We start from the raw sequence: 25,384 nt of genomic DNA, 5'->3' as shown, positions 1-25,384 counted from the left end.
CGACGGCCGCTCGGCGGCCGGGGCGTCCCGGTTCGGTTACGGGGTGAGCGGTGCGGGGTCGGTCAGCTGGTGGTGCCAGGGCGGGTTGGCGCCCGCGACCTCGCAGGTGAGGGCGGCGACGCGGACCGCGAAGGCGAGGGCGTCGGACAGGTCGCCGGCGGTGAGGCCGGTCAGGCGTCCGCCGAGGAGGCCCCGGGCGCCCAGCCGGTGCAGCAGGCCGGCCGTGAAGGCGTCCCCCGCCCCGACGGTGTCGGCCACGTTCACCGCGGGGGCGGGCACCGCGAGCCGTACGCCGTCGAGGGAGGCGGTCACGCCGTCCGCGCCCCGGGTGAGCAGGACGAGCCTGGCGCCGGCCGCGTGGCACTCCTCGCGGAACCCGTCGAAGTCGCCGAGGTGGTCGAGGTCCTCCTCGCTCACCTTGACGATGTCGGCGAGCGCCGCCCAGCGGGGCAGGCGGGCCCGGTAGACCGCCGGATCGACGAGCCCGGGACGGACGTTCGGGTCGATGGAGATCGTGGCTCCGGCGCGGGCGCCGGCCAGGAACTCCTCGATCCGCGCGGCGCCGGGCGCCATGACCAGGGCCAGGGAGCCGGTGTGCACCGCCGCGACCCCGCCGAGGTCGCGGGTGGTGAGTTCCTCCGCCGTCCACTGCCAGTCGGCGGTGCCCTCGGCGTGGAAGGAGTACTCGGCCCGGCCCTCCGTGTCGAGCGTCGCCACCGCCAGTGTGCTGGGCTCGGCGGCGCGCACGACGCCGGACAGGTCGACGCCGGAGGCGGTCAGGCGCTCGTGGAAGAGGCGGCCGAACGGGTCCGCGGAGATCCTGCCCAGGTAGCGGGCGGGGGTGCCGAGCCGGGCGAGCGCGACCGCGGCGTTGGCCGGGCCGCCGCCGGGGATGACGCGCAGCGCGAGTTCTCCCCGCCGGGACGCTCCGGGGTCGGCGAAGGCGTCGGCGACGCACTCGCCGACGACGGCCACGGCCGGGCCGGTCGTCCTCGTCCCCTCGGCTGGGGTGGTCATGTGCCTCCTCTTCGGTCGGGCCTCTCGGTCTCCGGAACTCCGGCGGTCTTCACGGGAGAAGGGCCGCAGGTCATCCGGGGAGGCGGATGAAGGCCGGCGGGACGTGCCCGGCCAGCCAGACGCCGTTGGCGCTGAGGTGGAAGACGTGCCCGGCGGCGTGCATGGCGGCGGCGTCCACGACGAGGACGACCGGCCTGCCGCGCCGGGCCCCCACCTTCTCCGCCGTCCGGCGGTCGGGTGACAGGTGGACGTGGTGGCGGCCCATCGGCCGCAGCCCCTCGGCGCGGATCGCGGCGAGGTTCGTCCCCACGGTGCCGTGGTAGAGGATAGGGGGCGGCTCCACCTCGGGCAGACCGAGGTCCACCGGCACCGAGTGGCCCTGGCTGGCGCGGATCCGTCCGCCCTCGATCGCGTACCGGCGTTTGTCGTTGTCCGCGACGACCTGCTCCAGCTCCGCCCGGGAGATCGGGAAGCCGTGCCCGGCCGCGGCGGCCAGCAGCGTCTCGATCTCCACCCAGCCGTGCTCGTCCAGCTCGATGCCGATCCGCTCGGGCCGGTGCCGCAGGTGCTTGGCGAGGTATTTGGAAACGCGCACCATCCGGCTCTCGTCCATCGCGTCCCCTCCCGGCCGCCCGTGGCCGTCACACGACTGGAAGATCCGCTCTCCTCCGCGCCGTCTGTGCTCACTGTTTCACGATCCGCCCGGGATAGAGGAACGGGGATTCCCGCCTCGCGGGAGCCGCCGGAAGCCGCCGAAGGCCGCAGGACGCCGCCGGACACTGCCGGAGGCCGCTGGACGTCGCCGGACGCCGGAACGGCCCGCCGCGTCTCCCGAGGGGGAGGACGCGGCGGGCCGTTCCGCCTCACCGTCGAACACCGCGCGGCCGGCCGGCGCCCCGGTGGACGGCGCCGCCCGGCTCTCGCCGTACGTCAGTGCGCGCCGTTGCCGGGGCGGCCCCACGGGCCGGTGATCGAGAAGACGTGGCCCGGGGTCTGGATGCAGGCGAACAGGATCCTGCCGTCCTGACTGAAGGTCGGGCCGGTGAACTCGCTGTCGTTGAGATCGTTGCGGGCCATCGGGTAGGACTTGCCCTGGTCGGTGACGCCCACCAGGTGCTGGACGCCCTCGCCGTCCTCGGCCAGGATGACCCCGCCGTACGGCGAGACCGTGATGTTGTCCGGCCCGTCGAAGGCGCCGTCCTCGTCGGGGTCGGTGTTGACGCCGAAGATGGTCTTCAGCGTGACCGTCTGGGACTTGGGGTCGTAGAACCACACCTGGCCGTCGTGCTCGTTGACGCTGCCGTCGCTGTGCCGGGCGAAGCTGGCCACGAAGTACGCGCCGCCGTCGGCCCACCAGGCACCCTCCAGCTTGCGGCTGCGGGTGACCTGGTCGTCGGCGAACTGCTTGCGCGTCGAGACGCTGCGGGCGTCGCGGTCGGGCACCGGGACCCACCGGACCCGGTAGCGGGTGCCCGGCCGGGTGGCCTGCGACAGGTCCTGGATGTGCTCGGAGCCGTGGTAGCAGCTCATCGCCTCCAGGGTGCCCGCGGTGTCGCCGCCCTCGCTCTGGGCCAGGGCCTTGAGCGCGCCCTTGCCGCCCCGGAAGTGCGCGGGCGGGGTCCAGCGGTAGTACAGGCCGTTGGGACCGGAGGCGTCCTCGGTCTCGTAGATCGTGAAGTTCCGCGGGTCGACGGCGACGGCCTCGTGCGAGTAGCGGCCGAGGAACTTCAGCGGCACCGGGTTCTGGTTGGCGTCGCGGTCGAAGGGGTCGACCTCGAAGACGTAGCCGTGGTCCTTCTGGTACTGCCCGCCGGCCCTCTGCTCGGTCTCCTCGCAGGTCAGCCAGGTGTTCCACGGGGTCTTGCCGCCGGCGCAGTTGTTGTGCGTGCCGGCCAGGCTGACGTACTCCCGGACGCGGTCGCCCCGGACGTCCACGTCGATGTTGGTCGTGCCGCCGCCGGCGCCCGGGTCGTAGGTGAGGCCGGGCAGGGCCGGCACCCGGTACGGCTCGCCGCCGCCGACCTCGTGGTTGTTCACCAGGGTGGTGCCGCGGCCGTGGGGGAAGGCTCCGGTGCCGTCGGGGTCGCTGGGCGTCGGCTCACCCGTCTCCAGCCTCGTCACACCGGCCTGAGCGACGATCTTGTAGGAGAAGCCCGCGGGCAGGGCCAGCAGACCGGCCGGGTCGTCGACGAGCGGGCCGTACCCCAGCGCGGGCCGCGTCGCCGCGAACACCGCGGGGCCGGCGATCGCCTCGATGCTGCCGGCGAACACGATGCCGAGGCCGCCTGCGGCGCTGCTACGAAGGAAGTTGCGGCGGGAAACGGGTGAGGACACGGATATCGCCTCCAGTTTGGAACGCTGACACCGATAGACCCAACTATGTGCAGGAAACACCCTTGTTGTCCCACTGTGTTCGCCGGATGAATCCCCGATGAACACTCCGTCCTGCGAACGGCCCGCCTCCGCGCACCGCCGCCCCGGCCCCCGCCCCGGCGGATGTCAGGCGGTCTCCACGGGCGTTCGGACGCCCAGCGCCTCCGCGACCGCGATCGTGTCCAGGTAGAAGGGGCGGATCTCGGTGATCAGGCCGTTCCCGAAGGTGATGAGCTGCATGACCGCCGTGTCGAGGACCCGGCCGGTGGCGCGCGCCCGCAGACGGCCGAGGTTGAAGACGGCGACCCTGTCGCCGTCGACCACGTAGCGCTGCTCCATGAACTCCAGCGAGTCCCACGCCTCGCTCATCGCGGCCATGAACCCTTCGATGCCCTCCGGTCCGCGCCACGTGCCACCGTACGGAAGCCCCTCGGCCTGGTACATGACCACCTCGGGATCGAGGCAGGCCGCCATCTCCGAGAAGTCCGCCTTACCGGGTCCACCGGCGGCGATGTACCGCGCCTCGGCGGCGTAGAACCGCTCCAGCAGCGCCCGGGTCGTCCGCCCGCCGCCGTTGTCGTTGTCGTTCAGCGTCATACCGGCAATCGTGCCGAGTCGGGGACGGCGGGATATGGCGGTGACCGGACCTCGCACTCACGAACCGGTGATCACTCGTACGGGTGCGCCGCCGCGGGCCGGCGACGGCACGCCCCGGGACCGGCCTATCCGTACGGGGCGGCCGATTCCACGTCCCCTAAAGGGGAGGCTCCGGGTGGTGCCAGGGCAGGATCAGCGGCTCCGCCGGGAGGCCGCCGGTCAGCAGCCTGTCGAGCAGGCCGGGGAGGCCGGACGGGATGACGTGGTCGCCGGTCGTCCGCAGCTCGGTAAGCGGCCACCAGCGGAAGGTGTCCAGCAGGGAGCGTTCGAGGTCCTCCATGCCGGAGATGTCCACCGTCGGCTCGGGGACGCGCAGCAGGAAGTAGTGGTCCCAGGCGTAGAACAGCCGGTCGTCGTTGTCGGCCCAGTGGCCCCGGGAGACGGCGACGACCTGGCCGAAGTCCTCCGGGGGTACCACCTGGCCCGTCTCCTCGCGCAGCTCGCGGGCGGCGGCCTCGGCCAGTTCCTCGCCGGGGTCGACACCGCCGCCCGGGGTGAACCAGGCGAGGCCGGAGTTCTTGACCAGGCCGCGGCCCCGGAACAGCAGGACCCGGTCGTGGCCGTCGAGGAGCAGGACGCGGGCGGAGGGACGCACGACGACGCCGGGCAGCGGGTCGCGGGGAACCGCCCCGGGCGCGGAACCGCCGGCCGCCGTTCCGGGGAGGGGGCCGCCGGGCGCCGCGCCGGGACCGCCGGGTGTCTCTTCGGGCAGGGGATCGCCGGGCACGGCGCCGGGATTCGCTTCGGGCATGGTGGCGAGCATAGGAGGCCGCCCTCCCTTTCCGCGATCTTCAGCGCCTCCGGCCCGGCCGGCGTCGGCCCGTCGCCGTCAGCGGACCAGGCGGAAGAACGCGCGGACCTCTTCGACGAACAGTCCGGGCTGCTCCATCGCGGCGAAGTGGCCGCCTCGGTCCGGCTCGCCCCAGTGCCGGATGTCGGTGAAGCGTCTGGCGGCCCATCGCCGGGAGGGCCGCGGGTTCTCCTTCGGGAAGACCGAGCATCCGGCCGGCACCGTCACGGTGTCGGTCACCTCGTCCGTGAAGACGCGCCGAATCCGCTCGAAGCTCTCCCAGTAAAGCCGCGCCGCGGAGGCCCCGGTTCCCGGCAGCCAGTAGAACATGAGGTTGTCGATGATCTCGTCGCGGGTGAGGACGTTCTCCGGATGGCCGTCGCAGTCGGTCCAAGAACGGAACTTCTCGACGATCCAGGCGCACAGCGGCGCCGGGGAGTCGACGAGGCCGTATCCGATGGTCTGGGGCCGGGTCGACTGCTCCAGCGAGTAGCCGTCCTCCTGCCCGCCCGCCCGCTCCAGGCCGGCGGTGGCGGTGCGCTCGGCGTCGGTGAGGTCGCCGAACGTCGCCGGGTCCGGGGGTGCGAGGGGTGGGGTGAGGTGGATTCCCGCCACGTGGCCCGGGTCCTGCCGCCCGATGCTCGCCGTGATGCCGGTGCCCCAGTCGTGGCCCTGCGCTCCGTACCGTTCGTAGCCCAGACGGGCCATCGACTCGATCCACGCCGCGGCGATCCGCTCGACGTCCCAGCCCCGGCCGGCCGGTTTGTCACTGAAGCCGTAGCCGGGCGGTGACGGGCACACGACGTGGAAGGCGTCGCGGGCGTCGCCACCGTGGGCCGGCGGATCGGTCAGCGGGCCGATCTCTTCGGCCCAGTAGCGGCACAGGTCCCGCAGGTAGCCGAGGGGAACGCCCTGTGACCAGTCGTCGACGGTCTCCTTCTCCGGCCATCTGGTGCGCGTCAGGCGCTCGCGCAGGTCGGGCTCGGGGATGTCGAGGCGGAACGGGGTCGCCGGTGGGCGGGGGTCACGTTCGCGAACGCGCGAGAAGAGGGGGAAGCGCGGTGGCCGCGGCCAGACCGGCCGCCAGGGGAAGGACCGCGATGAGGAGGGCGGCCCTCAGGTCCAGGGCCGCTCCGAGCACGGCGATGCCCGTGGGCGCCGCCAGGATCGCGGTGCCGGAGGCGAGCGCGCCGTACGCCGCCGACCTGGCCGCCGTGAGACCGGGGACGCCGACGAGCCTGGCGAGCGTGACCGGGTAGAGCGGCGCGACGCCGAGCCCGGCCAGCGTGAGTCCCGCGGCGACCGGGGCGGGAGCACCGGGCAGCGCGACGAGGAGCGTTCCGGCTGCGGCGAGCCCGCACCCCGCGGGGATGACCGGGAACCCCCGGCCGACCAGCCTCGCCGCCGCCAGACGGCCCGCCGCCATCCCGACGAGGAACGCGGTGGCCGCCGCGGCGGACCCGCCGTCGGACAGCCCTGTGTCCCGCAACCGCGCCGTGGCCCAGATCGTGAAGCAGAACTCGATGGACACGGCGGCCACGATCGCCGCCCACGCGCCCGCGGTCCGTCGCGTCCGGCCGCGCGTCCCCGCGTCCGCCGCCGGAGCCGGCGCACCGGACGGGTCTTTCCCGGCCGGGGACGTGTCGCCGGACCGGTCTTTTCCCGCCGGGGACGTGTCACCGGGCCGGTCGGCCGTGGAGAAGGGCGCCGGGGCGGAGCCTTCGGCGTCCACCGGGGACGCCGCGCGCGGGCGGGTGTCGGCCGCGAGGAAGAGCAGCGGCGGAACGGCCAGCAGGAGGGCGAGCCGTCCGTCGGCCCCGGCGGTCTCCAGAGCGCCGATGGCGGGCGGGCCGAGCATCGCGCTGACGCTCCCGACGGCGTTGGCGCGGGCCAGGCCGGCGGCCGCGCCCGGACCGCGGAGCAGGGCCGGGGTCACCAGGACGATTCCGGCCGCGCCCAGCCCCAGCAGCAGCGCCCCGGCCGCCGCGACGGCCGCGGCCGCTCCGGTCGCCAGGAGGACGGCTCCGGCGGCGGTGACGAGGGCCGCGGCGAAGAGGGCCGGCCGGCTGCCGGAGCGCAGGATCATGCTCCCGGCGGCCCCGACGGCGAGCAGGCCGGCTCCGAAGGACGACGCCAGCCACGCCAGGTTCTCCGGCGGGGTGCCCAGATCACCGGCGAGCAGCACCAGGCACGCGCCGAGACTGTTGACGCTGAAACCCAGCGCCGCCTGCGCGACTCCGACCTGCCGGGTCACGCTCCGCTCCCCCGCCGGGACCCGCCGGCCCGTCCGCCGCTCTCCGGTCCCGGAAGCACCGGCCCCGCCCTTCCGGGTCTCCCGCGCCACTCCGGCCGCCGAGGACCCGGCGCCGGGACGCCCCGTGCCGTCCGGACCGGCCGGCTCGTTCCCGCTCACAGCGCCGCCGGCAGAAGCGCCTGGCCGTGCCGGGCCGCCGGCAACCGGATGACGGCGTTCAGGTGCGAAGCTGGATCACCCGCCTGTCCCTCGACGGTGTCGGCCTCGGTCCGCCCACCCTCGGGCAGCCAGGGACGCTCCGTGGTGAACCCCAGACCCTGGCCAGGCCGCCAGGGCATCGGAGTGTGCGCGAGCACCGCCTCGGCGGGCACGCCGTACTCGCGCGCCCAGGTCGTCCGGGCTCGCTCGACCCGGGCGTCGGAGTCGACCAGGGTGCCGTCCATGTCCAGGAGCACCGTCCCGACCGTCCGCAGGTCCAACCGCGGCATGGGCCTACCCCCCTCCTATAAACTCGCCTCACGAGGATAAAGGGGGAGACAGTGTCGACCGCAAGCCCCGCGAGCCGATCTCTTTCGTTCCGCACCCGCGACTCCCGCTGGCGCGGCGCGCTGGCCGTGCTCCAGGAGATGCGGCGCGAGCCCGGTGTCACCCGGGCCGCCGTGGCACAGCGGCTCGGCCTGAGCAGCGGCTCGGCCACCGAGATCACCGCCCGGCTGCGCGAACTCGCGCTGCTCGCCGAGACGCCCGCCGCGGCGTCGGGGCGCGGCCGGCCGACCACCGTGCTCGGCCCGCACCCGGACGGCCCCGTCGTCGTCGCGGTGGACCTGCGGCAGGAGGACTACCGATGCGCCGTCGCGGCGCTCGACGGCAGACCCGAGGTGCTGGAGGCCGAGGCCCACGCCGACCGCGCCGCCGGCCGCGCCGTCGGCACGGTCGCGCGGGCGGTGCGCCACGCCTGTGACCGCTACGGCGACCGCGTCCGGTTCGTCTCGGTGGCGGTCGCCGCGACCGTGCGGCACGGAAGGATCGCACAGTCCGCGGCCCTCGGCTGGGACGCCGTGGACCTTGGCGCTCTCGTCCCGCACCCGGGCGTGCCGCTGCTGGTCGGCAACGACGCGACGCTCGCCGGCGTCGCGGAGTCCCGGTACGGCGCCGCCGCCGGCACCGCCGTGGCCCTGCACGTCACGATCGAGGTGGGTGTCGGCGGCACATTGATCGTCGATGGCCGCCCCGTCGAGGGGATGACGGGCGCCGGCGGCGAGTTCGGTCACCTCCCGTTCGGCGACCGGGGACTGCGCTGCCCGTGCGGAGCCCGGGGCTGCTGGGACCTCGCCGTCGACGGCCGGGCCATCGCCCGCCACCTGGGCGACCCCCCGCCCCGCGACCCGCGCACCTACGCCCGAGCGGCTCTGGACAGGATGGCGGAGGACGCCGCCGTCCGGTCCGCGGTGAACCGTGTCGCGGGTGACTTCGCCTCCGGCCTGGCCGGACTGGTCAACGCCCTCGACCCCGGCGTCGTCACACTCGGCGGCCTCGCGGAGCCGCTCCGGGCGGCGGCCGCGCCGAGGTTCGCCGCCGCCCTGCAGGACGGGCTCATGAGGTTCCGCCGGGCGGATCCACCACCCGTGGTCGCCGCCGCTCTCGGTGAGGACGGCGCGCTGCACGGGGCCGCGGCCGTCGCTCTGGACCGATTCCTCACCGAGGAGGGCCTGGCCGCGTGGGCGTCCGCACGCGCCGGCCGCGGGTGAGGCCGGTCGCCGCGGGACCGGCCGGGGTGGTGCCAGGACCACCCCGGGGTCTCCACTCCGCGCCAGTGCGCGGCGGATGCCGCGCCGGTTGGATCGACGGTATGACAACGACCTCGTTCGACTTCCCGGGCCGCTGGGTGGAGGGGGCCGGGCTCGTCCTCGGGCCTTCCCTGATGCTCGCCGGCGTGCTGCTCCGCGCCGGCTTCGACGGCTTCTTCCCCGAGCAGCTCGCGGCGTTCGCCGAGAATCCCGTCCTGATGACCGCCTCCTACGGCGCCTTCGCCGTGGGGAACGTCCTGCTGTGGCCCGCCGTCATCGCGCTGGTCCGGCGGGTGTGGGCGGTACGGCCGCGGTGGGCGCTGTGGGGCGGCGTGATGGTCATGTCCGGCCTGCTCGCCCGCTCCTTCCACTCCGGGGTCAGCCACCTGGCCTTCCAGCTCGTCGACGTCCAGGGGATCGAGGCGGCCCAGAGGGCGGTGGCCGACTCCTACGGCGCCTTCCACCCGTTCCACCCGCTGTCTCCCGCGATCTTCTTCGGCTGGATCGTGCTGGCCGTCGGGGCATGGCGGGCGGGTGTGCTCGGGGTCGCCAGGTCCGTCGCCCTGGCCTTGACGAGCGCGCTGCCGATCGGCGTGCTGAAGGGGACGGGACCGATGTCGGTGGTCGCCGTCCTCGGCCTGTGCGCGGCGCTGGTACCGCTGGGGATCGGCGTCCTGCGGAACGGACCCGCACCCAGGTGGTGGGCCTACCCGCTGGCGCTGGGGGTGGGCGCCGCCGCCGTTCTCCTCGGCATGGCCGGTTGACGCCACCTCTTAGCGCCGAATGATGGTATTGCCGATTTATGGGGTTACGTGGCTGGTCATCCGGCATGGAGCGGGTAAGGAGGGGTGGTCGGAGGAAGGGGGACCCGATGAGCGAGCAGGACGACCGGAGAGAGCGCCTGGAGAAGATCGCGCACGAGCACGTGGAACATCTGTCGGGCGAGACCGCGCTGGGCCACACCGACCCGGCGGCGCGAGGAGAGCGCGTCACCGAGGAGACTCCGGGCGCGACAGGGGGCGGTGAGGGCCAGGTCCAGGGCATCGGCGACATGGCGGGGACCGGCACCCGCGCTCCCCTGGGCGACGAGAGCACCGGAGGAGAGGCCGCCCGCGAGGCGATCGGCGTCGAACCCGGCGAGTCCGGCGAGGTCGAGGACCGCAGCACCGGGGAGGCGTCCCGGGAAGAGGTGACCGGAGACCAGGGCGGCGGCTGACGGGCCGGACGAGTCAGCGGATCGTCCGCCGGGCGAGAAGCGGCGACCATGGTCACGGCAGCGGCGCCAGGACGGCGTCCGCGGCCGTAACGGCGGGGCCGGAGCGACGGTGTCGATCGCGGCGGTACCGGCCAGACCCCGAGACGGGCATGATCTCCGACGCCCGAACCGCCACGGGCGTGGTTCCCGGCACAGCGCTCCGGCCCGCATGGCGAACCGAAGCCACCGAGACCCGAGGATCGTCAAAGGCCGGTCTCCAGATCGATCCTCTCCTTCAGGTCCTCGCCGTAGCCGGCGGGCCAGATGCCGTCCTGCTGGAGCCGCCCCGCGACGATGCCGGGTGACACTCCGATCTCATGGGCGAACGCGCGGGCGGAATCCGGAGACGTGATCGTACGCAACCGTGAGGAGTGCTCTTCGGGGATCAGCAGGTCACACGCGAACCGATCGGCCTCCCCTTCCCTCGGGTCGTCGGCGGACCCACCATCGTCGATCCACGTGTCGCCCTTCCCGTGCAGCAGGATGTGGCCGATCTCGTGGAAGAAGGTGAACCAAAGGTGATCGTCTGTTCTGCGGCGAAGACTCAGCAGGAGTGTGACCTTGTCACCGGACACCCATCTTGTCGCTCCGCTGACGCGCGCGCCGTCGAACTCCCTGACGAAAACCATCGCGACCCCGTACCGCGCGCAGACGTCCCGCATCATCGACGCGGCGAGTTCGGGGGGCTGAGAGGTCAGCCGCCGCAGACGAGGCAGCGCGCGCCGAAGACCCGGACCGTCGAACGGCCCGCACTCGATGTCACGTGCCGCGAGCTCTCCCAGCCGAAGCCAGACGGCGACCGCACCGGGGCGGGTCACGGACGGCTCCGCCCTGCGGAAGGCGGCGGCCGGTCGCTCGTACAGTTCACGCCATGTCGCCAGATGCGCGACCCCGAAGAAGGCGAGAAGCTGCTGCACCCGGGAGATGTCATCCGTCGGCTCCTCGGGGAGGATCCCCCGGACCACCAGTTCGCGAACCGGTATCTCATCCAGCCACGGAACCGCTTCCAGCAGCTCCTTTTCCAGCCTGAGCCGTTGCAGGGCGGACTGGTAGTCCGCTTCCAGGCGGTTCCAGAGCCTGGCGGGCATACCGGTCACGAGTTCCAGTCGCTGCGCGATCTCGTGACTCAACGGCACCAGTCCCTGGACCAGCCTGTTGAGATGCTTCGCGCTGAGTCCCAGCCTGGTCGCCAGCTCACGCTGGGTCATGCCGAGTTCGTCGAGGTACTCGCGGATCGTCTCCCCCGGCGGCACGGCGTAGTCGGGGGCGCCAGAAGGATGGAACTCGGTCGCCGGCGTCATCTTCCACGCTCCTTTCTCGCTTGGCGGTTCATCCGTGGTAGTCGACGATCTCTATGACCAGCGCGGCTTCTTCTTCCGTCAGCCCCTGGTCGGCCTTCTCCTTGGGCGTCATGAGCCGGAACACGAGACGCCAGCCCCGGTGGAGGTCCATCGCGTGGCAGCCCGAGTAGTTCCCGCGCAGGGGGTGGCAGCGCCCCGGCATGCAGAAGAGGTCGTCAAGGGTGTTCGCGACACGGAGGGCCTGCAGCCGCTGCCCGAGCTTCCGGGCCCCCTCGGCACCATAGGCCGCGCGCATCTCCCGGTCCGACTGGCAGACGAGCTGGAGACGACGGTCCGCATAGAACACCTCCAACTCGCTGGCCTCCTCTGAGTATTAACCAGATTGGTAAACGAGGAACTCCCCTTGCGGACAAGATAGCGTCACCGGACATGCTCGGCGACCCGTTCGCCCAGGGCGGAGAGTTCCCGGCCCGTCCTGAGATTCGTGGAACAGGCACACCTCACCGGCTGGACAGCCGACCGGCCCGCGACCGGCTCAGGAGCGCCCGTATGTGACGTACCGTGCCGCGGGGGAAGGCTGCAGGAAAGGGCGGATCTCGGGCCGCGGTGCCGGCTGCCGCCCTCGGACCGGGGAGGTATGACGGACCTGGAGGTCGCCGTTCTCGTCGGGCTGCAGGCGTCGGGCAAGTCCACCTTCTACCACCGCTGCCTGGCGGCGACGCACGTCCATGTGAGCAAGGACGCCTTCCCCAACGCCCGCCACCGGCAGCGCCGCCAGCTCCGGCTGATCGTCGAGGCGCTGGAGGAGGGGCGGCATGTGGCGGTGGACAACACCAATCCCTCCGCCGAGGAGTGGAGTCCGCTCATCGTGACGGCCAGGGAGTACGGCGCCAACCCGGTGGCCTACTGGTTCCCTCCCGACCTCGCCGCGTCCCTGGACCGCAACGCCGTACGGCTCGGCCGCGCGCGGGTACCCGAGGTCGGCGTCCACGCCACCTTCAAACGGCTCCGCCGCCCCCGCCTGTCGGACGGGTTCGACGTGGTCCACATCGTGACCTTCGACGGCCACGGCGGCTTCACCGTGCGAACCCTGGAAGATCCGCCGGACCCTCCCCCGCGCCTGCGATGACCCGAGGTGGTGCTCACGAGGTCGGATCGGCGCTCCCGCGGCTCCGCCACCGTGAAGTGCCATCGTGCTCTTCCTGTCACGCGGGACAGGATGGCCGGTCGCGGGAGGTGCTTTCGGAGCCGAACCGCGTTCTGTGGATGACTTCCGTCACCGCCCGCGAAGGCGCCGGCGCCCTTACGCCGGCGTGTGGGGGGCCACGGCTCACGACGGTCGGCGTGGCCCCGTCGAGATCAGGCGGGGCAGGTCCCGCGCTTGGCGGTGAGGTCGAGGGTCTTCTTGATGGAGCTCAGACCGAGCCGCTTGGACTCCGGGCAGAACTTGCCGAGCGCCACGGAGTACTCGGCGTGGAAGACCGGCTTGCCCGCCTTGATGAACGGGGTCAGCGCGGAGCACTCGCGATACTCGGCGCACTGCTCGTTCACCGCGAAGTCGAAGTCTCCGACCAGCTGCGGGATCTGGTCGAGGTCGTTCTTCAACCCGATCGCGAGGCCGCGCTCGTGCGCGACCTCGGCGAGCATGCGGTTGAAGGCGAGCTGGTGCTTGGCGGTGACCGGGAAACCGGAGTCCTGCTGGTAGGCGTCCACCAGGTCGGCCTCGACGCCGTCGAAACCCTTGGCCTTGCACTGGTCGAGCCGGGCCGACCAGATGCGCTTGATGACGTCGACCTGCCGGATGTCGACCCACCGCTCCTGCGGCCAGCCGTCGACCGGCTTTCCGAGGACCGACTTCGGGAAGTCCTTGAAGTCGGGACGCCCCTGCTCGGCCGCCCCGATGTCGATGTAACAGACGACCTTGCGCCCCATGCCGTGCAGGGCGGACACCGTCGAGGCAGGTGTGTCGAACATGTCGACGTCGTACACGTCGGCCTTCACCGAGGTGTCGATCTTTCCGGAGAGCTGCCACTGCCAGGTCAGCCCGGCCTTGGGATGCCACCGATCGCCGGGGGCGGCGTGCGCCGGGGTCTGGAGGGCGGCGACGCCGACCGCGGCCAAGGCCAGGGCCAGGATTCGAGGGGTCTTGATGATCATGAAACGGGACTATAGCCGGGCGACGATGGCGAATCCCCCGGAATCGAGAGGTTCGCCGTCACCCCGCCGGCCGTCCACCCGTCGACCGTCACGAATCAGGGATCACTGAGCGGCGGCGCGGTCCCCGAGCGGGCGACGGCGCCGCGCGGCGTCGGTCAGCGCGACCGGGCGCCAGGCGCCGTCCGGCTGGTAGACGTCGGTCCCCGGCGGGACGATCTCGTCGATCCGGTCGAGGGTCGCGTCGTCGAGCGTGAGCGTGGCGCCCTTCAGCGACGCCTCCAGCTGCTCCATCGTCCGCGGCCCGAGGATCACCGAGGTGACCCCGGGATGCGCCGCGGCGAATGCCACGGCCAGCTCCGGCAGCGAGCAGCCGATGTCGTCGGCGACCTCGATGAGTCGTTCCACGACGGCCAGCTTGGCGGCGTTCACCGGAAGCGAGGGGTCGAAGCGCGCCGGCATCAGCGCCGCACGGCCGGTGGTGAGGTCGATGGGCCGACCCGCGCGGTACCTTCCGGTCAGGAACCCCGAGGCCAGCGGACTCCACGTCAGCACGCCCATCCCCAGCCGCCGGCAGACCGGCAGCACGGAGGTCTCCACACCCCGGGCCAGCAGCGAGTACGGCGGCTGCTCGGTCCTGAAGCGCAGCAGGCCCCGGCGCTCGGCCACGTGGTACGCCTCGACGATCTCGTCGGCCGGGAACGTGGAGCAGCCGAAGGCGCGGATCTTCCCCTGATGGACGAGGTCGCTCAGCGTGGAGAGCGTCTCCTCGACGTCGGTCGTGTGGTCGGGGCGGTGAACCTGGTAGAGATCGATCCAGTCGGTCCCCAGACGCCTGAGGCTGTCCTCGACCGCCCTGATGATCCACCGCCGGGAGTTGCCGCCCCGGTTGGGCCCCTCACCCATCGGGAAGTGCACCTTGGTGGCGAGCACGACGTCGTCACGACGGCCGCGCAGCGCCTTCCCGACGATCTCCTCCGACTCTCCCGCCGAGTACATGTCCGCGGTGTCGACGAAGTTGATCCCCCGGTCGAGGGCCGCGTGGACGATACGGACGCACTCGTCGTGATCGGGATTGCCGACGGCGCCGAACATCATGGCGCCGAGACAGTGGACGCTCACCTCGATGCCGGTGCCGCCGAGGACTCGGTAACGCACGCTCTGGGCTCCCTGGAGATCGCGGAGGAGGGTGATGGTGAAGTGGACCCTAGGCCCTGGAGCGTGCTCCATGGCAAGCTCCTCGTGAACGCACGCCAGAGACCCCGGGTCGCCGCGCACCTTTCGGGTGAACACATGCATGCCCGAGACATCGGTTCACCGCGCATCCCCGGAGCAACGCTGCCCGCCTCCACAGGACCCGGGACAGACCACCTGGCGTGGCGGCACACCGGTGGGCGCGGAGGCTTCTCGTTTCCGCATGGAGAGGTGATCGGTAACGGGTGGGCCGCATACGCATATACCGGTCGTTCCTGGCGGCACGCTGGAAGGCGTGCCGACTGCCCCCATCTCCCCCGGCTCGCAGCAGCTCCCGATCCACCCCCGGATTCCATGAACGCGCGTCGGGTCACGGCCACCATCGCCGCGTTCCTCTCGATCCTGCCGGCCGGTGCGGGACTGGTCGGCTCCGTCGCCGATCTGTCCTCGGTCGCGTCCGAGACACCGGACGCACCGGGCAGCGTCGTCAGTCCGACCTGTGCGTTGATCGGCCTGGCCGGTCTGGCGACCAGCACTGTCGTCCTGCTGCGGATACGCAAGCGGGTGGTGCAGGCCGAACACCTGGACGCACTGTCCGCCCAGGTCGATCTCGCCCTCCGGAGAGCGGAGGCCGGGGATGTGGCCGGGGCGCACGACCGGCTCGCCGCCCTGCTACCCATACGGGGGCGAGTCCTGGGCGCCGAACACCCCGGTGCCCTCCTCACCCGGCACAACCTCGCCTGCTGGACGGGAGAGGCGGGAGATCCGGTCGCCGCACGCGACCGACTGGCCGCCCTGCTACCCGTACACGAGCGAATTCTAGGTGCCGGACACCCGGACACGTTGGACATCCAACACCATCTCGCCCGATGGGCGGAGGCCGCCGGGCAAGGCCCCGAAGACGGTGGGTGATCCCTGCACGCCGTCGAGTCGCGGGACGGGCCGGCCGGCTCTCCCCAGTGGCGGCGCAGGCGAGTGCGGGCTCAACGGTGAGCGAGGGCCACGGGCCGACGACGGTGCCGTCGCGCTCGCATGATCCGGCGCGATTCGTTACGGGCCTCCCGCACCGCGCCGATGCGGGACACCCGCAGGCGGTGACCTGGTGACCCGGTGATCTACCGGGTCACCAGGTCACCGGGTCACTCGATGAGTGATCACACGGGCTGCCAGAGGGCTGGGACGTTCGTCGGCTCCCAGCCGGGCAACGCGGTGTGCGCCTGGAGGCACCGGTAGGTGCGTCCGTTGTAGGTGACCAGGTCGCCGGCCTTGTAGGGCGTGCCGGAGGTCCAGGCACCCCCGGGCGTCGTCGAAGGAGTCGGGGTGGGGGTCGGCGTGGAGGTGGGCGTGGGGGTAGGCGTAGGGGTCGGCGTCGGGCTCGGGCCGCCGGGGCCCACCTGGAGGTCGACGCAGTTGTAGAAGGCGTTCTCGGTGTCGGCGATGTTCCAGATGGCCAGCAGCTTGATCCGGCCGGTCCGTCCACCCAGGTTCACCGTGTGCGTGACGACGGACCCGGGCTGCCTACCGTGGTCGTCGATGACCGCGATCCGCTCGTTGCCGATGTAGTACTCCCACGTGCTGGTGGCGTGGCGGGCCTCGATCAGCCACTTGAAGGTGACCGTGTTGCCGACCGCCGTGGCAGGCCATGCCTTCCTGTCGTCGTCGAGCGGAGCCCACCGGGGGTCACCGGCGCTGCAGTTGCGCTGGCCCTTGGGCCCCTCGACGCTCTGCGGCTCCCAGATGATCTGGCCGCAGTTGGAGACCTTGCCGGCGGCGCACAATGCCTGTCGGCTCGGCGGGTCCGAGATGTAGCCGTGGGCCGAAGCGGGCGAGGCGATCACCACCACCGAGGTGGCGGCGACGATGAAGGCCGCCAGGGGTGCTAACAGTTTCCGCATGTCATGCTTCCTCTGTTGGGGGGCAGTAAAGGAAATATAAAAGAAAGTTTCCTAACAGTAAACCCCATGGTGGAATCCCGGCACGGATGGATGTCAGAGAGGGAAAAGGCCCGCATGCCCGCCGTGACGGACGACCGACCGGCACGATCCTCCACCCTGTCCCCGTGAGGTCGTACGGGCCTGCACCCACCTCACGGAGATGCGGCGGCTGCCTCGGGGAGATGCAGCGGGCCACCCGGCCGCGACCGTCTTCGCCTCGCAACGCTTCTTGATGATCTCCAGGCTGGCGAGGTCGTCCGGCAGCGCGTCGGACATGTCAGCGCCGAAGCGGGCCGGTCTTGTGAACGGACAGGTTGTTCTGACTCTGGAGCAAACTTCTCATGGCCGCTTACACGGTCTCCAGGCATGGAACAGTGCTCGGGGTGACCGGCAAGGGGTTCGGGCCGGTCACCGCGAACCTCGCGGCCACCGCCCGGAGGGGTCTCTTTGATCGCCAGAAGAGCCGCCGTCGCCGTAGAAGCGGTCGCCGCACTGGCCGCCGATGTGGATACGGCCCGCTCACGGGAGCAACAGGTCCCGGTAGAGGGCCCACGGGGGGAACGCGGCACCGCCGACGAGCTCCAAGCCTTCGCGGGCTCACCCGGCCCATGGACTCGTACGCTCGCATGTAGAACGGGATCAGGGATCGATTGAGGCGGCCCTGACTCCCCGTTCAGCGGCGCGGCTCTCACCGACCCACTTGAGCTGGTCCATAACCGGTCCATAGATGGCGAGCACCAATGAGAACGGGCGGGACTCCATGAGACTAGAGTCCCGCCCGTTTCGGTGCTCTACCTGCAGCTCAGCCCATATCCGGGCTGGCCTGGCCTGTGTGCCCCCTGCAAGATTCGAACTTGCGCTCCCGGCTCCGGAGGCCGGTGCTCTATCCCCTGAGCTAAGGGGGCCAACGAGTGAAAGATTACCAGGTTCTGGAGGTGGACTGATACTCGAAGCGCGGAGGGGAGATCACAGGAGGCGAACGGCTTCGTCCGGCGGGGCGGATGGCGTCACCGAGGGCTCGGGCGGACGGCTCCTCGGTAGCGGGCGCGGTAGTAGGGGGAGACGGCGAAATTCGTCATCCTGACGACGTCGCCGGTCTTGGGGGCGTGGACCATGACGCCGTCCTTGACGTAGATGCCCACATGGGTGGGGTCTCCCGTGCCGCCGCCGAAGAAGACCAGGTCACCGGCCCGGAGCCGGGAGAACGGCACCCGGCGGCCCTGCCTGAACTGACTGCCGGTGTAGTGGGTGAGCGCGACGCCCGCCCTGGACCAGGCGTGCAGGGCGAGCCCCGAGCAGTCGAAGCCGCCACCGGTCGGCCCCGCGCCGGACCCGCCTCCCCAGACGTACGGCCTGCCGAGCTGGCGGAGGGCCGCGGCCACGGCCGTCCGGCCGGGTGAGGTGCGGCGCGGCCGCGGAGAGGGAGCGGGTAAAGCGGGGCGTGACCGCGGAGAGGGGGCGGACGAAGGGGCGGACGAGGGGCCGGGCTTCCCCGCCTCGCCGGATGGTTCGCCCGTCTCATGGGACGGCCCGGCCTCGGCCGCGCTCGGGGACACGGCCCCGAGCGCGCCCGGATCAGTGGCCCCGGACCCGGCGGGGCCCGCGCCGGGAACCTTCTCCGGTGGCTCACCCCCGGAGCCCGGAACCCCCCACGGCGGCATGGAGGGTGGAGGCGCCCACGGCGACACGGAGCCGAGAGCCGGGGGCGCCGGCGGCGCGAAGTCGTGGGCCGGGGGCGCCGGCGACGCGGAGTCGAAAGCCGGGGGCACCGGCGGAGTGGGGGCCGGAACCGCCCGGCGGGCCTCGCAGGCGGCGACGAGCGCGCCCCGTACCTCGCTCTCGATCCATCTCCGGATGCCGTCCGGCATCCCGGCTCCGAGGAGGGAGCGGATGCTCAGCAGGAGCCGCACGGCGTCGGGGCAGTGCCGGGCCGGAGACTCCTGCGGCGCTCCCGCCAGGGTCGCCGTTAGAGCGGTGGCGGCGAGGAATGCGGTGATCATGTGTCCTCCCAGGTTCGGCGGATGACCGGGCCCAGGATCGGCCGGAACATGTGATCACCAAGGAGCCGAACGGGATTCTGTGGACAACGCGGCACCGCCCACAGCGGGTGACGCGCCGCTGCCCGCCGGTTTCATCGCCCGCGGGCACGGTGGCGTCCCCAACGGCGGGCGGCGCGCCTTCCGGCCCTCGGCTCCCGCGGCTTTTCCGGGCGCCGCCGGTACGCGTCCGGCGAAAACCACGCGTGGCCCCGCTCCCACGGGTTAGCCTCACGGCCGTGGGCGAGGTTCTGGGCAAGGTACTGGTGGTGGATGACGACGAGGTCATCCGGCAGCTCATCGCGGTCAACCTGACCCTTGAGGGGTTTCAGGTGGAGACCGCCTTCGACGGGCAGGACTGCCTGGACAAGGTGCGGGACGTGATGCCCGATGTGATCACGCTGGATGTCATGATGCCCCGGCTCGACGGCTGGATGACCGCCACGAAGCTGCGGAGGAACGAGGGGACCAGTCACATCAAGGTCGTTCTGATCACCGCGCGGGCGCAGGAGGACGACAAGCGGCGCGGGTTCGGCATCGGGGTCGACGCCTACCTCACCAAGCCGTTCGACCCGGCCGAGCTGATCCAGGTCGTCCGCGACCTGGCCGTCTCCACCCGGAGCCGCTGACTCCCCGGCCGGTGTCGCGATGTCACCCGGCCACCGCTCCGTCTCCACCCGGAGCCGCTGACTCCCCGGCCGCCGTCCGAACGGCGGCGGAGGCACGTGACCGGACCGGCGACGCCGTGTCCCGGCGCCCGCGGGGTCCCTACAGAAGGCCCTCCCTGCGGGCCACGGCGGCGGCCTGGGTGCGGGAGGAGACGCCGAGCTTGCCCAGGATGTTGGAGACGTGCACGCTCACCGTCTTCTGCGCGATGAACAGCCGTTCGCCGATCTCACGGTTGGCCAGGCCCTCGGCGACCAGCGTGAGCACCTCCCGCTCCCGCCCGGTGAGCGCGCCCGGGCGCGACCCGGCGGGCGTCCGCCCCCGCGTGCCGTCCCGTGTCTCCCGCCCCTCGGCGGCCCCTGACCCGGACCCCGCCACGACTCCCGCCGACCCCGCCACGCCCCCGAAAGCACCTCCGAAAGCGTCCCCGGTCCCGGCAGCGGCTCCGGACGGCGCCTCGAAGTCGACCGCGGGGAATCGCGCCCGGCGGCCCAGGTCGGCCAGGGCGTCGCCCAGCGGCCGGGCGCCGAGCGACGCGGCGGCCCGGACGGCCTGCCTCCACTCCTCAAGAGCCGCGGCGTGGTCTCCCGAGACGAGCAGCGCCTCGGCCAGCCGCCAGCGTGAGCGCGCGGTCTCGTAGACGAACCCGTAGTCGAACGCCTCGACCGCGGCCCGCCAGGCCCCGACGTCGGCGCGGCCGTGCGCGCGGTGCCATTCGGCCTCGGCCCTCGCCAGCCAGGCGTGCCCCTCGGCCCCCATCCCGGGCCGGTCCGGCCTGCGGGCGCGGGCCAGCAGCTCGTCGGCGCCGTCGGTACGGCCCAGCTCGGCCAGCGCCCACAGCCCGACCGCCCCGATGCGGATGTTGCCCATGTAGGCCGGGTCGAGGGCGTCGAGGACGGCGGTCACATGGTCCAGGGCGAGGGCGGGGTCGCCGTTCCACAGGGCGTGCTCGGCGGCCAGCGCCCGCGACATGTAGGCGACCAGGGAGTCGGACCAGAAGGGACGCACCCAGGTCAGCCGCTCGTCCACCTCGGGCAGCCCCATGGCGACCTCGACGAACAGCGCGAAGGACGACAGGATCGCCTCGTGGTCCGTGCCGACGCGCACGCCGAACCCCGAGCCCTCCTTGCGGGCCCGCACCCAGTCCCCCGTCGTGTAGTGGATCAGCAGCTGGAGGAACCGCAGGTCGGTGCCGAAGGTGCTCCAGGACAGGCCGCTGTCCTCGGCCAGCCGGACGCCTCGCTCGGCGATCAGGGTGGCCTCGGCCATCGAGCCGTGCTCGAACTCGACCCTGGCGTGCTGGAAGATCGCCCGCAGGTCGACGGCCAGGTCACCGGACGTCTGGGCGGCGGCGGCGCCGAAGAGTTCCCTGGCCCGTCCGGGGTCGCCGCCGTACTCGGCGCAGGTGGCGAGCGTGACCATCGCGCTCTTCTGGGCGTCGCGGGCCCCGGTGTCCCCCGCGATCCCCAGGGCCCGCTCGGCGAGCGGCCTGATCTCCGCATCGCGGGCGGTGGGGAGGAGCGTGCGGGCGAGGGTGGCCAGCGCCCGCGCCAGTACCGCCGTGTCCGGGGCGGCCGTCGCCACGGCCTCCTCGGCGGCGGTGACGGCCGCCGTCACGTCGTCGGCGTCGTAGAGGTAGTAGGCGAGCCGCTCGTGGGTCTCGGCCGTCGGGGGCAGCTCTCGCAACTGGACGATCGCCCGGTGGTTGTCGCCCATGTCGGCCGCGGCGGCGGCGGTGCGCATGGCGAGCCGTACGCGGTCCGTCCCGGCGCGGCGCTCGGCGTCGGGGACGCGGTCCCAGAGCCCGAGCGCCTGCTCGAAGTGGCGGTGCGCCTCGGCGGGCGCGCCGAGGCGCTCGGCCCGCCGGCCCGCCTCGACGGAGGCCGACAGCGCCTCGGCGAGGTCGTGTCCGGCGAGGTAGTGGTAGGCCAGCTCGGCCGCGGCGCCCTCGCGGGCGGTGAGCAGCCGGGCGAACTCCGAGTGCATCCGGGTCCGCTCGCCGGGCAGCAGGTCGGTGTAGACGACCTCCTGGAGCAGGGCGTGGCGGAAGGCGTAGCCGTACTCCCCGTCGGGGCGGAGCAGCCCCTGGGAGACGATCTCCCGCATGGCGTCCTCGAAGGCGAGGTCGTCCAGGTCAGACGCCTCCTGGAGCAGGGCGTGGTCGACGCGCCGCCCCGCGACGGCGGCGGTGCGCAGCACCCGCTGGGCGGCGTCGGAGAGCGGTTCGACCCGGGAGAGCAGCAGGTCGGCCAGGCCGTCGCTCATCGAGCAGCCGTCGGTCACCGCCTCCAGGAGCTCCTCGGCGTAGAACGGATTCCCCTCGGCCCGGTCGACGACCTTGCTGATGACCTGCGGATCCGTCCCGCCGAGTTCGGAGAGGTGGTCGGCCATCTCGTCGGGACCGAGCGGGCTCAGCTCGACGGCGGTCACCGAGGGGAGTCGCTTGAGCTCGGCGAGGACGCGGCGCAGCGGGTGGCGGCGGTGCAGGTCGTCGGTGCGGTAGGTGCCGACCAGGCAGACGCGCTCGGTCTGCAGCATCCGGCTGAGGAAGACGAGCAGGTCGCGGGTGGACCGGTCGGCCCAGTGGAGGTCCTCCAGGATCAGCAGCACGGGCCTCGTCGCCAGGAAGCCCAGCATCGAGCCGAAGAGCTGCTGCTGGGTGAGGGCCGAGGCGGTCTCGGCGCCGAGGTCGACGCCGCCGGGCAGCAGCCTGCCGAGTATCGGGCGTGCCTCGATCTCCGCGCGCAGCTCCGCGGGCGCGCCGCGCAGGGCGTCGGCCAGCGGGAGGTACGGCAGCGCGTCGCCCAGCTCGGCGCACTGCCCGACCAGTACGGCGAAGCCGGCCGCCTCGGCCCGTTCGGCCAGCTCGGTGACCAGTCGGGTCTTGCCGATCCCGGCGTCGCCACCGATGAGGGCCACCCCGGCCAGTCCCGCGGCGGCGGAGTCGAGGACCGCGGCCAGGCGGGTGAGCTCCGCCGATCGCCCGATAAGCGCGTTCAGCGCCTTTTGCCAGCCCACGACGGCGAGTATGTCATGGCTCGCCGATGGCGCCGTCCGGCCGGTCGCCCGCCGTACCCGCCGGTACGCCCGCCGGCACGGGCGCGCCCGCGTCGCCGTCCGGCCGGTCGTAGGACAGGTCTCGCAGGTCCTCCAGCAGGCGGGCCAGCGGCCCCGGCGCGGCCAGCGCGCCCAGGTGTCCCCGGCGGGGCAGCAGGATCAGCCGCCCGTTCCGGCAGGCGCGCAGGAAGTCGCGCTCGTTCGTCCGGAGTGGGTCACGGGTGCCGTTGACCAGCCACACCCGGCCCGGGTAGGCGGCCAGCGCCGCGAGGTGGTCGTACCCGGTGACGGCTTCGACGACCTGCGGCAGCACCTCGCACGACAGTCCCCCGGCGACCATCGCCGCACCGGCCGGGCCGGGCAGGAGGCCGCGGAGGAGGCGGGCGCTGACCTGGTCGGCGCGCGCCGGGTTCCGCGCGGCCAGGGAGGCGGCGAACCGGTAGGGGACGGTCGTCAGCCGGCTGTTCGAGGTGCATCCGAGGGCGGCCAGCCCCGCGACCCGCTCGGGGAAGCGGCCCGCGGCGGCGATGCCGACGTAGCCGCCCAGGGAGAGCCCGGCCACGAACGCCCGGCCGCCGAGCGCGTCGATCGCGTCGGCCACCGCAGACGCGGCCCCCTCCATCGTGAACGGCTCGCCCCGGCGCGAGCCGTGTCCGGGCAGGTCGGGAGCGGCGACGGGGCCGCCGATCCGGGCGGCCACGGGGTCCCACATGGTCGCACTGACCCGGATTCCATGGACGAGGACGACCGGCAGCATCACTGACCTCCACGCTTCGAGGGCGTACCGAGCGGACTACAACGCAACGGTGCGTTGCACTCGGTGTGCCGCCATTAAAACACAACGCACCGTTGCGTGGTTATAGTCGGTACGACACGGCACCGGCACCACACCGCCGCGGGACCGCACGGGACCGTCCAGGACCGCGCGGGACCTGGCGGCATGGGGTGGCATCGGGCGGCACCGTGGCGTCGGGCGGCGCGGGACGGTCAACCCGCACGGCACCGCGCGGCACCGCACGGGACCGCGGAGAGCGAAGAACAGGGAGCAGGGAGCAGGGATGGCACCGCGCAAGGAGCAGCAGATCTTCCGGGCCACGCTGGACCTGCTGGCCGAGAAGGGCTACGACGGACTGACCGTCGAGGGGGTGGCGGAGCGGTCGGGGGTCAACAAGACCACGATTTACCGGTGGTGGCCGTCGAAGGCGGCGCTGCTGGCCGCCGCGCTGGTGGAGGCGGACCTGCTGACGCTGGAGCAGCCCGACACCGGCAGCCTCAGGAAGGATCTGGAGGCGCTGGTCACCGGCATGGCCGGGCTGCTCACCCGCCCCCCGTCGGCGGACGTGGCGCTGGCCGCGCTCGGCGCCGCCGTACGTCATCCCGAGATGGCCGCCGCGGCCCGGCGCTTCTTCGCCGAGCGGCTCGCCGGGGAGGCGGAGATCTTCGAGCGGGCGCGGCGGCGCGGCGAGCTGCCGGCCTCGGCCGACCCGCTGCTGATCATGGACCTGCTCGGCGGCGCGGTGTGGCTGCGCGTGGCCTTCCGCGGCATGCCGCTGGACGACGGTTTCGCCGCGAGGGCGGTGTCCGCGGTCCTCGACGGGGCGGTCCGCGAGGACGGGACCTGCCCTTGACCCGGGACGACGGCTGACGACGTCGACGCGGACGGTGCGGGTCAGCCCGCGAGCGCGGCCGTGACGCGGTCCAGGATCGGGTACGGCACCAGCCCGTAGGCGTGGAAGTCGACCGCGTCCGCCCCGGCCGCCCGGGCCGCCCGGACCTTGGCGGCGAGCCGGTCGGCCGAGTCGGTGTCGGGCGGGCCGGGCCGCAGCACGACCCGCAGCTCCCGCTCCTCGCCCGCCGAGCGGCGGTAGGCGCCCACGTCGTCGGCCACTCGGACGGCGTCGCGGGCGTAGCCGAACGCGCCGAGCGAGGGCACCAGGTCGCCCAGCGCCACCAGGTCCACGCCGAGCTGCCAGGCGTCGTGCGCGGCGAGCCCCGGGGCGGGCAGGCCGTCGTCGTGGCCCTTCACCGCGCCGGTCCCGTCGAGGAAGACGAGCCTGGATCCCTCAGCGGCGACGGCGGCGGAGACCTCCGAGACCAGCGAGGTCACCGCCTCCGAACGGGCCCTGGCGTAGGCGACCGCCTCGGGGCCGGCGTAGGCGGTCAGCGCCGCCCGGGTCACCTCGCCCTGCGCCGGCGGGTCGCCGCCGAGCACGCCGCCCACGATCCGCGCGCACTCCTCACGCGCCGCCTCGGCGTTGACGCCCAGGTCGGTCGCGCGCCGCATGCAGAAGTCGCAGAAGCACAGGCCGAACAGGAACGCGTCCATCGGCCCCAGGGGGACGTGGCCGCGCCCGGGGCCGTGCCCCCGGCCGGAGCCGCCGAAGCCGCAGGGGCCGCCGAAGGCGCCGAAGTGCAGCGCCTCGGCGACCACGCTGTCCACCCCCTGCCTGGCCACCGCCCGGCCCAGCGCCACCGCGTAGGAGCGGACGTCCGGGTGGGAGGGGCACAGGTCGGCGGGCGCGCCCCGGTCGCCGAAGCAGCTCCGCACGGTCACGTCGGGGGCGGCGAGGCCCAGCGTGGCGTTCCGCAGGAAGACCGCCCAGCCGTGCAGCCTCAGGCCGCGCCGGGAGGTGTCCGCGCGCAGGGCGGCCAGCGGCTCCTCGGTGGCCCCGGCCTGGACGGGCGGGGTCAGGCGCAGCCCGGCGAACAGGTCCGCGGGCGGCGTGAAGTGGACCCCGTCCGCGCGCAGCGTCACCCGGGCCGGGCCGTGGGGCGTGATGTCGCGGGACCGCTCGCCGGCCGCCGCCACGGTCACGCCCGCGACGCCGTACCCGGCGATCCGGTCGAGGACCGCCGCGCGGCCCTCCCCGCGCACGTCCTCGACGTGGACGCGTAGCGAGCTGTCCAAA

Annotated in this window: 24 protein-coding genes, 1 tRNA gene and 1 pseudogene; 7 read left to right on the top strand and 19 right to left on the bottom strand. The window is 73.1% G+C overall.

From position 1 onward, the window contains the following. Positions 1-36 precede the first annotated feature (36 nt). The 9 genes and pseudogenes from ACQP10_RS07280 to ACQP10_RS07240 all read right to left on the bottom strand — a co-directional run bounded on the left by ACQP10_RS07280 (position 37) and on the right by ACQP10_RS07240 (position 7,579). Positions 37-1,017 carry a carbohydrate kinase family protein gene (locus ACQP10_RS07280; RefSeq protein ID WP_433541096.1) on the bottom strand — a complete coding sequence of 327 codons (981 nt, stop codon included), beginning with the start codon at positions 1,015-1,017 and terminating at the stop codon, positions 37-39. 70 nt (positions 1,018-1,087) lie between these two features. Further along, complete coding sequence (locus ACQP10_RS07275; RefSeq protein ID WP_346022018.1) at positions 1,088-1,630, bottom strand: RNA 2'-phosphotransferase; 543 nt, start codon at positions 1,628-1,630, stop codon at positions 1,088-1,090. 317 nt (positions 1,631-1,947) lie between these two features. Beyond that, positions 1,948-3,351: an alkaline phosphatase PhoX gene (locus tag ACQP10_RS07270; protein WP_399499890.1), complete on the bottom strand. Its 1,404-nt coding sequence runs from the start codon at positions 3,349-3,351 to the stop codon at positions 1,948-1,950. A gap of 165 nt (positions 3,352-3,516) precedes the next feature. After that, on the bottom strand, positions 3,517-3,987 hold the full coding sequence (locus ACQP10_RS07265) for a nuclear transport factor 2 family protein (RefSeq protein WP_346022016.1): 471 nt from the start codon (positions 3,985-3,987) through the stop codon (positions 3,517-3,519). Between the two features lie 157 nt (positions 3,988-4,144). Beyond that, positions 4,145-4,798, bottom strand: coding sequence for an NUDIX domain-containing protein (locus ACQP10_RS07260; RefSeq protein WP_346022015.1), 654 nt, complete (start codon positions 4,796-4,798; stop codon positions 4,145-4,147). Positions 4,799-4,876: 78 nt separating this feature from the next. After that, positions 4,877-5,689, bottom strand: coding sequence for an alpha/beta fold hydrolase (locus ACQP10_RS07255; protein WP_433541884.1), 813 nt, complete (start codon positions 5,687-5,689; stop codon positions 4,877-4,879). A gap of 21 nt (positions 5,690-5,710) precedes the next feature. Beyond that, positions 5,711-5,833: pseudogene (locus tag ACQP10_RS07250) on the bottom strand (epoxide hydrolase N-terminal domain-containing protein); the annotation flags it as partial. 28 nt (positions 5,834-5,861) lie between these two features. Continuing rightward, a complete protein-coding gene (locus ACQP10_RS07245; RefSeq protein WP_433541095.1) occupies positions 5,862-7,091 on the bottom strand; it encodes a hypothetical protein in 1,230 nt (409 codons plus the stop codon). A 155-nt stretch (positions 7,092-7,246) separates the two neighbouring features. Further along, positions 7,247-7,579, bottom strand: a complete 333-nt coding sequence (locus ACQP10_RS07240; RefSeq protein ID WP_433541094.1) for a hypothetical protein — start codon at positions 7,577-7,579, stop codon at positions 7,247-7,249. Between the two features lie 51 nt (positions 7,580-7,630). Between ACQP10_RS07240 and ACQP10_RS07235 the strand changes: the two genes are divergently transcribed. The 3 genes from ACQP10_RS07235 (at position 7,631) to ACQP10_RS07225 (ending at position 10,094) form a co-directional block, all read left to right on the top strand. After that, positions 7,631-8,839, top strand: coding sequence for an ROK family transcriptional regulator (locus tag ACQP10_RS07235; RefSeq protein ID WP_433541093.1), 1,209 nt, complete (start codon positions 7,631-7,633; stop codon positions 8,837-8,839). A 101-nt stretch (positions 8,840-8,940) separates the two neighbouring features. Next, positions 8,941-9,642, top strand: a complete 702-nt coding sequence (locus ACQP10_RS07230) for a hypothetical protein (RefSeq protein ID WP_346022011.1) — start codon at positions 8,941-8,943, stop codon at positions 9,640-9,642. A 107-nt stretch (positions 9,643-9,749) separates the two neighbouring features. Beyond that, the gene (locus tag ACQP10_RS07225; protein ID WP_346022010.1) at positions 9,750-10,094 is read left to right on the top strand and encodes a hypothetical protein; all 345 of its coding nucleotides are present in this window, start codon (positions 9,750-9,752) and stop codon (positions 10,092-10,094) included. A gap of 242 nt (positions 10,095-10,336) precedes the next feature. Here ACQP10_RS07225 and ACQP10_RS07220 read toward each other — a convergent pair whose 3' ends face one another. Further along, positions 10,337-11,434 carry an ImmA/IrrE family metallo-endopeptidase gene (locus ACQP10_RS07220; RefSeq protein WP_433541092.1) on the bottom strand — a complete coding sequence of 366 codons (1,098 nt, stop codon included), beginning with the start codon at positions 11,432-11,434 and terminating at the stop codon, positions 10,337-10,339. Between the two features lie 28 nt (positions 11,435-11,462). After that, positions 11,463-11,786, bottom strand: a complete 324-nt coding sequence (locus tag ACQP10_RS07215; RefSeq protein ID WP_386149171.1) for a type II toxin-antitoxin system RelE/ParE family toxin — start codon at positions 11,784-11,786, stop codon at positions 11,463-11,465. Between the two features lie 285 nt (positions 11,787-12,071). Between ACQP10_RS07215 and ACQP10_RS07210 the strand changes: the two genes are divergently transcribed. Continuing rightward, a complete protein-coding gene (locus tag ACQP10_RS07210; protein WP_433541091.1) occupies positions 12,072-12,563 on the top strand; it encodes an AAA family ATPase in 492 nt (163 codons plus the stop codon). 230 nt (positions 12,564-12,793) lie between these two features. Here ACQP10_RS07210 and ACQP10_RS07205 read toward each other — a convergent pair whose 3' ends face one another. Together ACQP10_RS07205 and ACQP10_RS07200 are read right to left on the bottom strand one after the other, a co-directional pair. Further along, on the bottom strand, positions 12,794-13,591 hold the full coding sequence (locus ACQP10_RS07205) for an endo alpha-1,4 polygalactosaminidase (protein ID WP_433541090.1): 798 nt from the start codon (positions 13,589-13,591) through the stop codon (positions 12,794-12,796). 102 nt (positions 13,592-13,693) lie between these two features. Beyond that, positions 13,694-14,746 carry an aldo/keto reductase gene (locus tag ACQP10_RS07200; RefSeq protein ID WP_346022006.1) on the bottom strand — a complete coding sequence of 351 codons (1,053 nt, stop codon included), beginning with the start codon at positions 14,744-14,746 and terminating at the stop codon, positions 13,694-13,696. A gap of 390 nt (positions 14,747-15,136) precedes the next feature. On the opposite strand from ACQP10_RS07200, the gene ACQP10_RS07195 reads away from it, so the two are divergent. Continuing rightward, entirely contained in the window at positions 15,137-15,694 is a 558-nt protein-coding gene (locus tag ACQP10_RS07195) for a tetratricopeptide repeat protein (protein WP_433541089.1), read from the top strand. A 242-nt stretch (positions 15,695-15,936) separates the two neighbouring features. Here ACQP10_RS07195 and ACQP10_RS07190 read toward each other — a convergent pair whose 3' ends face one another. From ACQP10_RS07190 to ACQP10_RS07180, 3 genes are all read right to left on the bottom strand, one after another. After that, positions 15,937-16,677: a lytic polysaccharide monooxygenase gene (locus ACQP10_RS07190; protein WP_389993743.1), complete on the bottom strand. Its 741-nt coding sequence runs from the start codon at positions 16,675-16,677 to the stop codon at positions 15,937-15,939. A gap of 872 nt (positions 16,678-17,549) precedes the next feature. Next, positions 17,550-17,621, bottom strand: a tRNA-Arg gene (locus ACQP10_RS07185). A 102-nt stretch (positions 17,622-17,723) separates the two neighbouring features. After that, a complete protein-coding gene (locus ACQP10_RS07180; protein WP_433541088.1) occupies positions 17,724-18,098 on the bottom strand; it encodes a C40 family peptidase in 375 nt (124 codons plus the stop codon). 893 nt (positions 18,099-18,991) lie between these two features. Between ACQP10_RS07180 and ACQP10_RS07175 the strand changes: the two genes are divergently transcribed. Continuing rightward, positions 18,992-19,381: a response regulator transcription factor gene (locus tag ACQP10_RS07175; protein WP_312873134.1), complete on the top strand. Its 390-nt coding sequence runs from the start codon at positions 18,992-18,994 to the stop codon at positions 19,379-19,381. Positions 19,382-19,520: 139 nt separating this feature from the next. On the opposite strand, the gene ACQP10_RS07170 is transcribed toward ACQP10_RS07175, so the two are convergent. Together ACQP10_RS07170 and ACQP10_RS07165 are read right to left on the bottom strand one after the other, a co-directional pair. Then, entirely contained in the window at positions 19,521-22,436 is a 2,916-nt protein-coding gene (locus ACQP10_RS07170) for a helix-turn-helix transcriptional regulator (RefSeq protein WP_433541087.1), read from the bottom strand. A 13-nt stretch (positions 22,437-22,449) separates the two neighbouring features. Continuing rightward, complete coding sequence (locus ACQP10_RS07165) at positions 22,450-23,232, bottom strand: alpha/beta fold hydrolase (protein WP_389993732.1); 783 nt, start codon at positions 23,230-23,232, stop codon at positions 22,450-22,452. 301 nt (positions 23,233-23,533) lie between these two features. Here ACQP10_RS07165 and ACQP10_RS07160 point away from each other — a divergent pair, with 301 nt between their 5' ends. After that, a complete protein-coding gene (locus tag ACQP10_RS07160; protein ID WP_346021999.1) occupies positions 23,534-24,103 on the top strand; it encodes a TetR/AcrR family transcriptional regulator in 570 nt (189 codons plus the stop codon). A gap of 41 nt (positions 24,104-24,144) precedes the next feature. Here the strand turns inward: ACQP10_RS07160 and ACQP10_RS07155 are convergent, their stop codons facing one another. Continuing rightward, positions 24,145-25,383: a hypothetical protein gene (locus ACQP10_RS07155; protein ID WP_346021998.1), complete on the bottom strand. Its 1,239-nt coding sequence runs from the start codon at positions 25,381-25,383 to the stop codon at positions 24,145-24,147. Position 25,384 lies beyond the last annotated feature (1 nt).

The sequence above is a fragment of the Streptosporangium sandarakinum genome (genome assembly GCF_050942225.1).
In the GTDB taxonomy this organism is placed as follows: domain Bacteria; phylum Actinomycetota; class Actinomycetes; order Streptosporangiales; family Streptosporangiaceae; genus Streptosporangium; species Streptosporangium nondiastaticum.
The sequence above is the reverse complement of the archived record's forward strand: the minus strand, read 5'-3'. Positions and strand labels throughout refer to the sequence as shown.

Excerpts from the sequence above, each read along its gene's own strand:
- ACQP10_RS07280 (WP_433541096.1), bottom strand. The coding sequence starts at position 1,017 with ATGACCACCCCAGCCGAGGGGACGAGGACGACCGGCCCGGCCGTGGCC.
- ACQP10_RS07275 (WP_346022018.1), bottom strand. The coding sequence starts at position 1,630 with ATGGACGAGAGCCGGATGGTGCGCGTTTCCAAATACCTCGCCAAGCAC.
- ACQP10_RS07265 (WP_346022016.1), bottom strand. The coding sequence starts at position 3,987 with ATGACGCTGAACGACAACGACAACGGCGGCGGGCGGACGACCCGGGCG.
- ACQP10_RS07260 (WP_346022015.1), bottom strand. The coding sequence starts at position 4,798 with ATGCCCGAAGCGAATCCCGGCGCCGTGCCCGGCGATCCCCTGCCCGAA.
- ACQP10_RS07240 (WP_433541094.1), bottom strand. The coding sequence starts at position 7,579 with ATGCCGCGGTTGGACCTGCGGACGGTCGGGACGGTGCTCCTGGACATG.
- ACQP10_RS07230 (WP_346022011.1), top strand. The coding sequence starts at position 8,941 with ATGACAACGACCTCGTTCGACTTCCCGGGCCGCTGGGTGGAGGGGGCC.
- ACQP10_RS07225 (WP_346022010.1), top strand. The coding sequence starts at position 9,750 with ATGAGCGAGCAGGACGACCGGAGAGAGCGCCTGGAGAAGATCGCGCAC.
- ACQP10_RS07220 (WP_433541092.1), bottom strand. The coding sequence starts at position 11,434 with ATGACGCCGGCGACCGAGTTCCATCCTTCTGGCGCCCCCGACTACGCC.
- ACQP10_RS07210 (WP_433541091.1), top strand. The coding sequence starts at position 12,072 with ATGACGGACCTGGAGGTCGCCGTTCTCGTCGGGCTGCAGGCGTCGGGC.
- ACQP10_RS07205 (WP_433541090.1), bottom strand. The coding sequence starts at position 13,591 with ATGATCATCAAGACCCCTCGAATCCTGGCCCTGGCCTTGGCCGCGGTC.
- ACQP10_RS07195 (WP_433541089.1), top strand. The coding sequence starts at position 15,137 with ATGAACGCGCGTCGGGTCACGGCCACCATCGCCGCGTTCCTCTCGATC.
- ACQP10_RS07190 (WP_389993743.1), bottom strand. The coding sequence starts at position 16,677 with ATGCGGAAACTGTTAGCACCCCTGGCGGCCTTCATCGTCGCCGCCACC.
- ACQP10_RS07165 (WP_389993732.1), bottom strand. The coding sequence starts at position 23,232 with ATGCTGCCGGTCGTCCTCGTCCATGGAATCCGGGTCAGTGCGACCATG.
- ACQP10_RS07160 (WP_346021999.1), top strand. The coding sequence starts at position 23,534 with ATGGCACCGCGCAAGGAGCAGCAGATCTTCCGGGCCACGCTGGACCTG.